Annotated in this window: 7 protein-coding genes, 2 tRNA genes and 1 pseudogene; 7 read left to right on the top strand and 3 right to left on the bottom strand. The window is 66.0% G+C overall.

Going from position 1 to position 12,687, the window contains the following annotated elements:
• Nucleotides 1-243 precede the first annotated feature (243 nt).
• From THITH_RS01110 to THITH_RS01135, 6 genes and pseudogenes are all read left to right on the top strand, one after another.
• Nucleotides 244-498 carry a type II toxin-antitoxin system VapB family antitoxin gene (locus THITH_RS01110; RefSeq protein ID WP_006746362.1) on the top strand — a complete coding sequence of 85 codons (255 nt, stop codon included), beginning with the start codon at nt 244-246 and terminating at the stop codon, nt 496-498.
• A complete protein-coding gene (locus tag THITH_RS01115) occupies nt 498-902 on the top strand; it encodes a type II toxin-antitoxin system VapC family toxin (RefSeq protein ID WP_006746361.1) in 405 nt (134 codons plus the stop codon). Before THITH_RS01110 ends, THITH_RS01115 begins: the two co-directional genes overlap by 1 nt.
• A pseudogene (locus THITH_RS18870) lies at nt 883-1,072 on the top strand (hypothetical protein). Before THITH_RS01115 ends, THITH_RS18870 begins: the two are co-directional and overlap by 20 nt.
• Before the next feature lie 62 nt (nt 1,073-1,134).
• On the top strand, nt 1,135-2,307 hold the full coding sequence (locus THITH_RS01120) for a Fic family protein (RefSeq protein WP_006746360.1): 1,173 nt from the start codon (nt 1,135-1,137) through the stop codon (nt 2,305-2,307).
• Nucleotides 2,308-2,537: 230 nt separating this feature from the next.
• Nucleotides 2,538-8,960, top strand: coding sequence for a DEAD/DEAH box helicase (locus THITH_RS01130; RefSeq protein ID WP_006746359.1), 6,423 nt, complete (start codon nt 2,538-2,540; stop codon nt 8,958-8,960).
• A gap of 229 nt (nt 8,961-9,189) precedes the next feature.
• Nucleotides 9,190-11,358 (top strand): 3'-5' exonuclease, encoded by a 2,169-nt coding sequence (locus THITH_RS01135; RefSeq protein ID WP_232222318.1) that lies wholly within the window; start codon nt 9,190-9,192, stop codon nt 11,356-11,358.
• A gap of 257 nt (nt 11,359-11,615) precedes the next feature.
• On the opposite strand, the gene THITH_RS01140 is transcribed toward THITH_RS01135, so the two are convergent.
• From THITH_RS01140 to THITH_RS01150, 3 genes are all read right to left on the bottom strand, one after another.
• A tRNA-Thr gene (locus THITH_RS01140) sits at nt 11,616-11,691 on the bottom strand.
• 49 nt (nt 11,692-11,740) lie between these two features.
• Nucleotides 11,741-12,181 carry a Fur family transcriptional regulator gene (locus THITH_RS01145; RefSeq protein ID WP_006746357.1) on the bottom strand — a complete coding sequence of 147 codons (441 nt, stop codon included), beginning with the start codon at nt 12,179-12,181 and terminating at the stop codon, nt 11,741-11,743.
• 142 nt (nt 12,182-12,323) lie between these two features.
• Nucleotides 12,324-12,397 (bottom strand) — tRNA-Gly (locus THITH_RS01150).
• A 59-nt stretch (nt 12,398-12,456) separates the two neighbouring features.
• Between THITH_RS01150 and thiS the strand changes: the two genes are divergently transcribed.
• Entirely contained in the window at nt 12,457-12,669 is a 213-nt protein-coding gene (thiS, locus tag THITH_RS01155) for a sulfur carrier protein ThiS (RefSeq protein WP_006746356.1), read from the top strand.
• The last annotated feature ends 18 nt before the right edge of the window (nt 12,670-12,687 follow it).

Raw genomic sequence — 12,687 nt, forward strand, 5'->3', positions numbered from 1 at the left:
GCGTGTTCGAAACGGGTCAGGGTTTGTGCAGGTGGCGACGACGTCCGGTCGCGGGTCGGCGGATGACGGCCTTCGGCCTTTTCCGCCCTACGCGGGCCCTGGTAGGGCGGAAGAGCGCAGCGTCATCCGCCATTGCGGCGTTCGAACGGCCATTCGGCCGGGGGGCCGCCGACCGGCGCGCAGGTTGACGGCAATTGCTGTCGCGACTTAGTGTGTAGCTGTCTGCACGCGTGTAGGGAAAACATGGCGCTGAATATCCGAAATCCAGAAGCGGATCGGCTGGCAGCAGAGCTGGCCCAGGCCACGGGTGAAACCAAGACCGAGGCGGTGATTCAAGCGATGCGGGATCGCCTGAACCGTGTGCGCCGTGAGCGCGGGGGAACGCGGCTCGCGGATGAGCTGGACGAGATCGCGCGTGCCTGCGCGGCATTGCCGGTTCGCGATCGCCGCAGTGCGGAGGAGATCCTCGGTTACGACGAGCACGGTCTCCCGCGCTGATGGTCATCGATACCTCGGCGCTGGTTGCCATTCTCCAGGACGAGCCGGAACGGCACGCTTTCAACGAAGCCATCGAGGCTGCGGAGTCGCGCTTGCTTTCGGTGGCCAACTGGGTCGAGACGTCCATCGTGATCGAGGTGCGCTACGGCACGGCGGGGCTGCATCTGTTCGACCGATTCCTGGATCGCGCAGCGATCGAGTGCGTGCCCGTGGATCTTCGGCAGGCCAAGGAGGCGCGTCGTGCCTTCAGCCAGTACGGCAAGGGGCGACACCCCGCCGGCCTGAATTACGGTGACTGTTTCGCCTATGCGCTGGCGCGCACGAATGGCCAGCCGCTGCTGTTCAAGGGTGACGATTTCGCCCGCACGGACATCGCCCCAAGCATTGGCTCAGCCGCCCGGTAGCTACAGCGTAAGGCGGACGAGAGTTTGTAGGGCGGAAGAGCGAAGCGTTATCCGCCATTGCGGCGTTCGAACGGCCACCCGGCCGGGGACGCGCCCACCGCCGGTCGGCGGATGACGGCCTTCGGCCTTTTCCGCCCTACGGAAGGAAGCTTTCGTTAGCGCCGATCTAGAGAAAGGATTTGCTCCTATCCGTTCGTTAGGGCATGCTCGGGAAAAGGAATTTTATCCGGCCATGATCTCAGCACCAGAACGGTCCCGCCTCGGGCAACGGGTGACGATCTCGACCGCGGGTGAGCGGGTGGAGGCCTTTGTGCCGCCTGCATTGCCGCCGGATCCAGCCATTCGGATGGATCGCCTCTATCGACCGCTTGAAAACGCCAACCGCGCGCTCGGACGTCTCGACGGGGTCACGTCCATCCTGCCGGACACGCCGCTGTTCCTCTACATGTATGTCCGCAAGGAAGCGATTCTGTCGTCCCAGATCGAGGGGACGCAATCGTCTCTTTCGGATCTCCTGTTCTTCGAGAGCGAAGAGGCCCCCGGCGTTCCTCTGGACGATGTTCAGGAGGTCTCGAACTATGTCGCGGCAATGGACCATGGTCTTGCACGGATTCGAGACGGGTTTCCGGTATCGCTGCGGCTGATCCGGGAAATCCACGAGACGCTGCTTGCCCGGGGGCGCGGCAGCACGAAGCAGCCGGGCGAATTTCGCCGCTCGCAGAACTGGATCGGCGGTACGCGGCCGGGAAACGCGCTGTTCGTCCCGCCTCCACCCGACCGTGTGCTGGACCTGATGTCTGACCTCGAAGCCTTCATTCATGCCGACACGCCGGAGATTCCGGCTCTGGTCAAGGCTGGTCTGGTTCATGTGCAGTTCGAAACCATACACCCGTTTCTGGACGGGAACGGGCGCGTCGGCAGGCTCCTGATCACCTTGCTTCTTTGCGCGCAGGGTATCCTGCAGGAACCCGTTCTGTACCTCAGTCTCTACTTCAAGGCGCATCGCAGGCAGTACTACGATCTGCTCCAGCAGGTTCGGGAACGCGGCGCGTGGGAGGCCTGGATCGAGTTCTTCCTGGACGGCATCGCGGAGACCTCGCTGCAGGCGGCCGAGGCAGCGCGCGAGATTCTGGGTCTGTTCGAGGCCGACCGCGAGCGGATCGAGGGCCTCGGTCGTCCGGCCGCATCCGCGCTCCGTGTGCACCAACTCCTTCAGCAGAAGCCGCTCGTCGGAATCCCCGACGCCGCACAGAGGCTCGGCCTCTCCGCGCCGACCATCGCGAAGTCCATACAGCATCTTGCAGACCTCGGGATCGTCCGGGAAATCACGGGCAAGCAGCGCGGGCGGTTGTTCGTGTACGGCGGTTATCTGGATATCCTGAACCGCGGAACAGAGCCACTTTGAATGGCCATCGTGAGCCAAGAGGTAGGGCAAGAGGTAGGGCGGAAGAGGCCGAAGGCCGTCATCCGCCGTTTCGGAGTTTCGGGTTGGCCGGAGGTTTACGGCTTCGCCCGGCGGTGCATGGCGGATGACGCTGCGCTTTTCCGCCCTACGCGGTCTAGGCGGTCTTCGGTAGGGCGGAAGAGGCCGAAGGCCGTCATCCGCCATTTCCACGCGCGGCGGGATGTGGCGGCATGATTCCCTCGATCGTCGCGAGCGAGTTGCAGGAGGCGATCCGGCGCTTTCTGTACGCAAGCTTCCCGATGACGACGCCGGGGTTCCGCCGCGACGACGGCGGCACCATACTCGACGATCTCCTCGCCGAGCCGGAGGCGATCTTCAAGGGCCCGTACCTCGGGTTGGGATTGCCGTTCCGGCGCATGGAGCCCGGCGCGACGCTGCCGTTCGAGCGGATCGAGCTTTCGTTCACCCCGTACCGCCACCAGGTCAGGGCCTTCCAGCGCCTCTGCGGCCCGAACCCCCGTTCCACGCTGGTCGCAACCGGAACCGGGTCGGGCAAGACCGAGTGCTTCTCGCTGCCCATCCTCGACTATTGCGCCGGCCGCCCGGAGCCGGGCGTGAAGGCGGTCATCGTGTACCCGATGAACGCATTGGCGGCCGACCAGGCCCGGCGCTTTGCCCGCGACATCCACCGGGATCGGGAGAGCTTGCGCGGCCGGGTCAGCGTCGGTCTCTACGTGGGTGACAGCGGACCCTCGGTGCACAAGGTGATGAGCCGCGACAGCGTGATCACCTGCCGCGAGACCTTGCGCGAATACCCGCCGGACATCCTGCTCACCAACTACAAGATGCTGGATTTCCTGCTGCTGCGCCCGCGGGACCAGCGTCTGTGGCGCCATAACGAACCGGGCCGCTTGCGCTATCTCGTCGTCGACGAGCTGCACACCTTCGACGGTGCCCAGGGTACCGATCTCGCCTGTCTGGTCCGCCGCCTGCGCGATCGACTGCTGCCGGGCGAAGGGCTTGCCTGTGTCGGGACGTCGGCGACCCTGGGTGGCGAGTCGGCGGGCCAGGAACTGATCGACTACGCCTCCCAGGTGTTCGCGAGCCCGTTCGATGCCGATGCGGTGGTGATGGAGGATCGGGAAACCCCGGAGGAGTTCCTGGCAGGCGCCGAGCTGCGCTTCACGAACTGGCCCACCACCGGCACGTACGGTGGCGGCTATGGGGAGGTGCAGGAGGCGGCGGTCGACAACCTGCGCAAGCTGGCGATGCGCTGGTTTGGGGGTGACGCCCCGGCGCTGGATGCACGAGACCCGGCGGTGGCGATGCAGGCCCGCTTTCAGCTCGCCGAGCGGCTGCGCGAGTGCCGCGCGTTCCGCGAGTTGCTGGAGCACGCACCGGGGTTGCTGGATGTGAATGCCGTGGTGGCCGACTGGGCGCAGCGGTTCCGGATCGAGCCGGAACAGGCGCGGCAGATGCTCGACAGCCTGCTGGCACTGGTTTCGTGGGCTCGCCGTCCGAACGATCCCCACGCGACGAGCACCGACGATCCGGGCCAGCCCTTCGTGACCCTGCGCCTGCAGCTCTGGCTGCGCGAGCTGAGCCGGTTGGTCGCGAACGTCGGATTCCGCCCGATGCTCCGTTTCGCCGATGACCTGACGGACATCGCATCGCCCCTGCACCTGCCGGTGGTGCATTGCCGCGAATGCCATGCGACGGGCTGGCTATCGGTGCGCAAGGCGGACGAAGGGCGGCTCGAGACCGACCTGCAAGCGATCTACCGGACCTATTTCGGCAATCACCCGGAGATGTGCCTGCTGTTCCCGCTGGAGGGGACACCGCCGGCCGAGCCGAAGGGCATCGAGGGTGCAATCTGCCCGCAGTGCGGGCAACTGCTTCCCAGGGCCGGCGCGACGCAGTGCCCGCACTGCAAGGGCGATGCCCCGCTCGTGCCGGTCTGGGAGCCGAACATGCGCCGCACGCAGGCGCGGGGCGACCTGAACGTGCAGCGCAGCCACCACGACTGCCCGTTCTGCGGCGCGCACGAGGGGCTGAGCTTGATCGGCTCACGCGCGGCGTCGTTGGCGAGCGTACTGATCGGGCGTTTGTTCGCCACCCCGTACAACGACCACCGCAAGCTGATCGCATTCTCCGACGCGGTACAGGACGCCGCGCACCGCGCAGGATTCTTCGGTGCGAGAACCTACAGCACCCTGATCCGAGGGGCGATCGCGCGTTTCGTGACGGCACAGGGGGAGGGCCTGCCGCTTTCGGTGGTCGCGAGCGAGATGCCGCGGTACTGGCGCAACCGCACCGGTAGTGAGGCGCGCTTCGTCGGCACCTTCATCGCACCGAACATGGAGTGGCTTCGGGACTACGAATATCTGAAGACCCAGGGTCAGCTCCCGCCGCACAGCGCCGTTCCCGGGTGGGTGGAACAGCGCCTGACCTGGGAGGTGTTGCAGGCGTTCGGCCTGCGTGCCCGGATCGGGCGCACGCTGGAACGTTCCCGTGTCGCGGCCGTCGGGCCGGATCCGGGGGCGCTCCGGGAGTCCGCAGCGCGCCTGGCCCAGCGGCTTTCGGAGGAGATCGGCTCCTTGCGCGGGATCGGTGAGACGGCCGTGCTGCGCTACCTGCTGGGGTTTCTCTGGCGCATGCGGGTGGGCGGTGCCTTTTATCACCCGATGCTGGATGGCTACATCCAGGATCGCGGCAAGCCCTACGCGCTCTACCGCACGCCGCACATGCCGAACTACGGCGGCGCCGCCGCTCCGCCGGCGCTCGTCACGTTGAACCGGGTGGGGCGGTCGTTCACCGCACTCGCGGCCGATGGGCGCTCGGGCTATGCGGACTGGTTCGACAAGACGCTCGCGGTGGGCGATGCGGTGCTGGCCTCTGCCGAATACCGCCAGGTGATCCAGCGGGTGCTCGGACAGCTCACGCAGGATGGTTTCCTGATCGAACGGGAGGTGGGTGGTGACTCGGTCTGGGGTCTGGACCCGGAGCGCTGGATCTGCACGACGGCGGTGGCGGCGCTGACCTGCGAACGCTGCGGTCATCAGATCCAGGTGCCACGACAGGAGCTCAGCGACTGGACCGAGACGCCCTGCCTGCGCAGCCCTTGCGCGGGCATCTACCAGCCGTCCGCAGTCGCATTACCAGCCTCCGACGGCACGAACGGGGCGCTGCACCGGTTGGTCGCCGCGGAGCACACAGCACTGCTCGACAGCGAGACGCGTCACATGGTGGAGCATTCCTTCATCGATGGTGACGCGCCCTGGGATGTGAACCTGCTCTCCGCCACCCCGACGCTCGAAATGGGGATCGATATCGGCGATCTTTCTGCGGTGCTGCTGTGTTCCGTGCCTCCGGGGCAGGCGAACTACCTCCAGCGGATCGGCCGCGCCGGAAGGCGGGACGGCAATGCGCTGACCGTGACCCTGGCGAACGCACACAAGCACGATCTCTATTTCTACGCCGATCCGCTCGCGATGCTGGCGGGCGAGGTGCGTCCGCCGGGCGTGTTCCTCCAGGCGACCGCGGTCCTCGAGCGGCAGCTCATCGCCTACTGTTTCGATCGCTGGGCCGCATCCGGGATCGACGATTCCGCGATTCCCGGTAACTTGCAGGAAACCCTGAACGGGGTCGAAGCGGAGGCCGGCGGTCGCTTCCCGTTGTCACTGCTTGAGTTCGTCGAACACCACCGTGCCAAGATCCTGCGCAGCTTTCTCGGTTTCTTCCCGGATCTTCCGGACGAGTCGCGCGAGCACTTGGGCACCTTCCTGTTTGGCGGCGGGGGAACCTCCGGGATGGCCGTCCGGCTGGTGAACCGGTTGCACCAACTGGTGCAGGAGCGCAAGAGTCTTACGGCCCGGATCGATCGTCTGAAGAAGCAGAAGGAACGCCTGGAGTCACAGCCTCTGGACGATCGGGTCCGGGAGGAACTCGAGGCGGTGCTGGCCGAACGCGGCGCGCTGATGGCGCTGCGTCGGCGAATGAATGGCAAGCCCACGCTGAACTTCTTCACCGACGAGGGCCTGTTGCCGAACTACGCGTTCCCGGAAGAGGGGGTCACGATCCACTCGGTGATCCTGCGGCGCGTGACTCAGGCGGAGCGGGATGAAGGTGAGTCGGGACGCCGCTACGAGCGGATCAACTTTGAAATGCAGCGCCCGGCGGTGGCCGCACTGAGCGAACTGGCACCGATGAACCGCTTCTACGCGGTCGGCCGGCGGGTGGAGATCGACCAGGTGGATCTCTCGGTGAGCAGCGCCCAGGAGTGGCGGCTCTGTGACCGCTGCCACTACATGGAGAACGTGACCGAGAGCGGAGATGCGCACACGGTCTGTCCGCGCTGCGGGAGTCCGCAGTGGGCGGATGCGGGGCGCAAACGCACGCTGCTGAAATTGCGCCAGGTGTTCGCGACCGCGGATGATCGTGGCAGCCGCATCGGCGATGACAGTGATCAGCGCACGCCGGCGTTTTTTCAGCGCCAGATGCTGGTGGACGTGCCCCTGTCCAGTGTAGGCAAGGCCTACCGGCTGGCATCGGAGGAACTGCCGTTCGGTTTCGAATATTTGCCGCGGGTGAAGCTACGCGAGGTGAACTTCGGCCAGCCGGGCGTGGAATCCCACGAGTTTGCGGTGGCCGGCGAGTTGGCCTCGCGGCCCGGGTTCCAGTTGTGCCGGCACTGCGGCAAGGTGCGGCGCAAAGGCGGGCGCGAGCGCGCATCCTTCCAGCATGCCTACGACTGCAAGCTGCGCAAGCCGGGTGCCGAGGAGAGCGAAGCCGACTATTTCGACAGCTTGTACCTGTTTCGGGAGCTGGAGTCCGAGACGGTGCGGATCCTGTTGCCGCTGGCCGAGGTGGGGTCGTCGGGAACACGGCTGCACTCCCTGATCGCGGCGCTGAACCTGGGACTTCGCCGCTACTTCCGCGGCGATGTCGGTCATATCCAGGTGGCGCACCAGTCCGAGCCCGCCGGCGGCGAGAGCCGCAAGCACTTTCTGGTGCTGTTCGACAGCGTGCCCGGCGGTACGGGCTACCTGAAGGAGCTGCTGCGCCAGCCGGATAACCTGATGAACTTGCTGCGGGCGGCCTTTGAGGTGGTCAGTCGCTGCGAGTGCCGCGAAGACGAAACCCGCGACGGCTGCTACCGCTGCCTGCTCGCCTACCGCGAGAGCCGCCGGATGGACGAAATCTCGCGCAAGGCGGCGGAGGAGATCCTGGGCAAGATCCTGGCCGCCGCCGACACCCTCCAGCCGATCGACGGGTTGGCGTCGGTGGACATCAATGCGCTGCTGGAAAGCGAGCTCGAGCAGCGTTTCGTGGACGCGTTGGCCAACGCGCCCGGGGTGACGCTCTCGCCCCAACTCGTGCACGGCAAGTCGGGGTTCTTCCTGTCAGTGGCCCCCCAAGGGGTAGGGCAGCGCCCCGCGGCCTGGAAACTGGAACCGCAGGTGCAGCTCGGGCCGGGGCAGGGCGTTGCGGTGAAGACGAAGCCCGATTTCGTGCTGTGGCCGGTGCGCGAGGCGCCGGGGCTGCTGCCGGTGGCCGTCTTCATGGACGGGTTCCAGTATCACTGGAACAAGGCGGACGACGACACCCTGAAGCGTCAGGCCTTGCTCGACAGCGGCCGCTTCCGGGTGTGGAGTCTGAGCTGGCACACGCTGCCGATGCCGGGCATGAAGCAGGTCAACCCGGCGGCGCAGCTGTTGAAGACGGGGCAGCAGGCGACGATGCAGACGCTGTTCACCCGACTCGCGCCCAGCGGTGGCTGGGATCCCTATCTGGCCTATGGCGGCTTCATCGACAAGGGACCATTTGGCTGGTTGTTGGCTTATTTGGCGGGCGGCACGGAGAACCTGGACAGGCTGCGGTTTGCCGCGTTGTCCCGGGCTTTGGGGTGGCTGGATTCGCGCAGCGTGCAGGACCCCGCGTTTCGGAATGCCTTGCTTGAGGACGTGCAGTCGCGGTTCCCGGAGGCGGTGCACGCCGGTTGGAGTGGCACGCGGCAGGATCCGAGAATCCTGGGTGGATTGCTGCCTGCAACCGGCGGTGACGACACACCGATGGCGGGGATCGATGTCGGCGTCTGCCTTCCACGCAGTGCGATGCAGGCGGCCGCCGGGGGCGATTTGCAGGGGTTGCAAGCGGATATCCGAGTGCACCTCGGGATAGACGATGAGCAAGCCCGGCAGGACAAGGATTTCGAGACCCGGTGGGGCGCGTTCTGGGGTTCGGCCAACCTGCTTCAGTTCCTGCCGCGGCTGACACTCGCTTCTGCTCGGGGCATCCAGCAGGGGCTGTACGGCGTGGTGTTTCGGATGGCAGAACCGTCCGGGGAGGAGCCCGCGGCCGACGACGGCGACGCGTTGCAATGGCAGGAGATCGCCCAGAATTCGTTGTTTGGAGAGCATGTGTTTGGGCTGCGCGATGCCGGGGTGCCGCCACCGGAAGTCGGGATCGAGCTGGTCGACGAGGCGGGCGCGGTGCTGCCCGAGATCGAACTCCTGTGGCGGGACCAGCGGATTGCGGTGGTGGCGGAGGTGGACGAATCGGGGCGCGTGGGCCTGGAGCGGCTGGGCTGGACCGTGCTGGACGGTCTGGACGATCGGGCGATTGCCGAATTGACGGGTAGGCTGGCGCCGTGAACCTGACAAACTCCGCATGGCGGATGACGCTTCGCTCTTCCGCCCTACACCACCCCCCTCGCCACCGAAGGCCGGAACAGGGCGCAGCCCGTCATCCGCCGGCCCCCGGCGCGGCCACGCCCCCCTGTAGGGCGGAAGAGGGCGCAGCCCGTCATCCGCCATTCGACACCGCTGACCGGCACGCCTGCGATTCGGCCACGATGATCGACCGGAGACCGATGTGAGCGAAATGAGACCCACCGTTGCCATCTCGACGGATTTCCTGCAGGCCTACGCGACGATCCCGAAGGCCCAGCAGAAAAAGGTGATGAACTTCGTTACGAAGTTCCGCAACGACCCGTTCAGTTCGGGCATCCACTACGAGAGGATCAACGACGCGCGGGACGCGAACTTCCGGTCGGTTCGCATCGACCAGGACTACCGCGGGATTGTACTGAGCCCTGAGAAGGGCGATGTGTACGTGCTGCTGTGGGTGGACAAGCACGATGATGCCTACGCCTGGGCGCGCCGTCACACCTGCGGGGTTCACCCGGAAACCGGAAGCCTCCAGTTGTTCGAAGCGGACTCTGAGATCCTGACCCCGGAGAGGGCCCCGGCGGTCGAAGTCGCGCAGCGGCCCCTGTTCAGCCTGCGGGAGCGCGAACTCCTGCGCATCGGGGTGCCGCACGATCGGCTGGCACGGGTGAAGGAAGTGAAGACCGAGGAGGAACTCGAACGCCTCGAGACGCTGCTTCCGAAGGAAGCCTTCGAGGCGCTGTATCTGATCGCGGCGGGCAGCGATCCGCAGGAGATCATCCAGGAATACGCGGCCAAGGCGGAGGCGGTGGACACGGAAGACTTCGCGGCCGCACTGACGCGCGAGCAGAGCCGGCGTAGCTTCCACGTGGTCGAGAACGACCAGGAACTCGAAGCGATGCTCGTGGCGCCGCTGGAGAAGTGGCGGGTCTTCTTGCACCCGTCCCAGCGTCGGCTCGTGCATTGGCGTGTCAACGGTCCGATCCGGGTGCTCGGCGGCGCGGGCACAGGCAAGACGGTGGTCGCGATGCACCGCGCGCGCTGGCTCGTGCGCCACGCGCTGAGCGCTCCAGACCGCAAGGTGCTGTTCACCACGTTCACCGCGAACCTGGCCACCGATATCGCCGAGAACCTGCGCAAGATCTGCTCGCTGGAAGAGCTGGAGCGGATCGAGGTTGTCCACATCGATGCGTGGGTGAGCCGCTTCCTGAAGCGACAGAACTACCCGCATCAGATCGTTTACGACGGCAACGCGCAGTACGAGGCCTGCTGGCGTGCCGCGCTGGATGCACGCCCTGCTGATCCGCCGCTCCCTGAAAGCTTCTATCGCGAGGAGTGGGATCGGGTGATCTTGCCGCAGCGGATCACGGATCGCGCCCAGTATTTCCGTGCGAGACGCGTCGGACGCGGGGTGCCGCTGACCCGTGCACAGCGCGCCGCGCTCTGGAGCGTGTTCGAGGAGCTCCGGATCCAACTGCATCAGCGTGGCCTGAAATGCAGCGAGGATGCCACCCAGGATGCGGCCGACCTGCTGGCGAGCGGCAAGGCCTACCAGCCCTATGACGCCGTGGTCGTCGACGAGGCCCAGGACATGGGGCCGCAGGTGATGCACCTGATTCGGCTCCTGGTACCGGCGGGGGCGAACGACATCTTCATCGTCGGTGACGGTCATCAGCGGATCTACCGGCGACGCTACACGCTCGGCGCTTGCGGAATCGAGGTGCGCGGACGCAGTCGAAAGCTGAAAATCAATTACCGCACCACCGAGGAAACTCGGCGGTTTGCGGTCGCTGTGCTGGAGGGAGAGCCTATCGATGACCTCGACGGAGGCGAGGATTCCACCAGCGATTACCGGTCGTTAGTGCATGGGGTGCCGCCGATCATCCGAGGCTTTGCCAGCCAGGAGGAGGAGTTGGACTGGCTCGCCGAGCAGGTGAGGGATTTGCAACAGGAAGGCGCGGAGCTGAAGGACATCTGCGTGGTCGCCCGAACCAACGCACTGGTGGAGAGCTACGAGAGTGGGCTCAGGACACGCGGCTTCAGCTGCATTCGACTGAGCCGCAAGCTGGCCGACAACCGTGCGCAGGAGGGCGTGCGACTCGCAACCATGCACCGGATCAAGGGGCTGGAGTTCCGCCACGTGATGCTGGCGGCCGTGAATGAGGGTGTTATCCCGCTCCGGCAGGCCATCGAAAGCTCCGAGGATCCGACCGAACGCAGGGCCGGTGAACTCACCGAGCGTGCGCTGTTCCACGTCGCGGTCACGCGTGCCATGAGTCGTGTGTTCATCAGCTATTTCGGACAGGGCAGCGCGTTTCTGGCACGGGCCGCGATCAAGGCCTTTGTCGTGAAAGAACCCGCGTCGCGCCCCGGGGTCCCGTAGGGCGGAATAGCGCAGCGTCATCCGCCACGCGGCGTTCATGCCGCCCAAGAGCCCGGGGGCGCCCCAGCGCCGGCTGGCGGATGACGGCCTTCGGCCTTTTCCGCCCTACGCCTAGAGGGCACGCGAATCCGAGGATAAGGTGAGGGGATGTTCGCAGCCCCCTCGAACAACCCGGGATAACTGCGGGTTGATCCCTGGCTCTGTAAGGGCGCGATGCGCCCGGTCGTGATCGGAGGCGTTGCCGCCGACCAAAGGTCTGGTGCCGACGCGCAGAATCGAACTGCGGACCTATCGATTACGAATCGATTGCTCTACCAGCTGAGCTACGTCGGCGCGATGCGCATGATAGCCGAGCGCGCGGCCGGACAACAACGTTTCCGGGTCAGGACGGCTTGCGGGTAGCGACCCGGATGACCACGTCCACGCCCACGACCTCGACCCCGCTGGCCAGAGTCGGCAGGCCGGCGATATCGACCTGGGCCGGGGGTACGTCCTCGAGCCGGCCGGAATCGGTGAAAAACAGATGGTGGTGCGGATTCAGGTTGGAGTCGTAGAAGCGCTTGGTGGGCTCGATGATCACCTCGCGCACCAGGCCCGTTTCGGCGAACAGCTTCAGTGTGTTGTACACGGTAGCCTTGGAAACGCGGCTGGCCTGCCGGCTGAGTTGGGCGAGGATCTGCTCCGCACTGAGGTGCTGGTGGCGTGCAAACAGCAGCGAGGCGATTTCGATTCGCTGCTCGGTGGGGGAGATGCCGTGACGGTCGAGCAACTCGACCGCCTGCTCTCGCGACAGGCGCTCCCCGTTGTTCTGTGACACGCTCATATCACAAGCATATACCAGCCTATTAGACGAAGTCTAGTTCGTATTCAGGCTGGCCTGCGGCGCGCACGCCATGCGCGCGACTCGGTCGCGACGACAGGGAGCAGGTGGTAGACTCTGCGCATGTGCGCGAAGGTCGAAGGGATGGAGCGGGTGAAGGGAATCGAACCCTCGTCATCTGCTTGGGAAGCAGAGGCTCTACCATTGAGCTACACCCGCGCCGGCCCGCTATTGTATGCGCTCGATGTCTCGCGCTCAACGAGCAAACGGGTTGCACCATGCAGATCCTCCTGAACGGCGAACCGCATACGCTCGCGTCGGCGGATCGCGATGCGGCCACGCTCGGTCAGCTGGTGTCCGAGTTGGGTCTCGCTGGGCGCCGTTTGGCCGTGGAGGTGAACGGGGAACTGGTCCCGCGGGGCGAGCACGCCACGTTCCGGCTGTCGCCGGGGGACCGCGTCGAGATCGTGCAGGCTATCGGGGGCGGGTGATCCGTTCCGTGACCACCG

This window comes from Thioalkalivibrio paradoxus ARh 1 (genome assembly GCF_000227685.2).
GTDB lineage: Bacteria > Pseudomonadota > Gammaproteobacteria > Ectothiorhodospirales > Ectothiorhodospiraceae > Thioalkalivibrio > Thioalkalivibrio paradoxus.

What these genes read in the sequence shown, in the direction of transcription:
- THITH_RS01130 (WP_006746359.1), top strand. Translation starts at nt 2,538, where the DNA reads ATGATTCCCTCGATCGTCGCGAGCGAGTTGCAGGAGGCGATCCGGCGC.
- THITH_RS01110 (WP_006746362.1), top strand. Translation starts at nt 244, where the DNA reads ATGGCGCTGAATATCCGAAATCCAGAAGCGGATCGGCTGGCAGCAGAG.
- thiS (WP_006746356.1), top strand. Translation starts at nt 12,457, where the DNA reads ATGCAGATCCTCCTGAACGGCGAACCGCATACGCTCGCGTCGGCGGAT.
- THITH_RS01135 (WP_232222318.1), top strand. Translation starts at nt 9,190, where the DNA reads ATGAGACCCACCGTTGCCATCTCGACGGATTTCCTGCAGGCCTACGCG.
- THITH_RS01145 (WP_006746357.1), bottom strand. Translation starts at nt 12,181, where the DNA reads ATGAGCGTGTCACAGAACAACGGGGAGCGCCTGTCGCGAGAGCAGGCG.
- THITH_RS01120 (WP_006746360.1), top strand. Translation starts at nt 1,135, where the DNA reads ATGATCTCAGCACCAGAACGGTCCCGCCTCGGGCAACGGGTGACGATC.
- THITH_RS01115 (WP_006746361.1), top strand. Translation starts at nt 498, where the DNA reads ATGGTCATCGATACCTCGGCGCTGGTTGCCATTCTCCAGGACGAGCCG.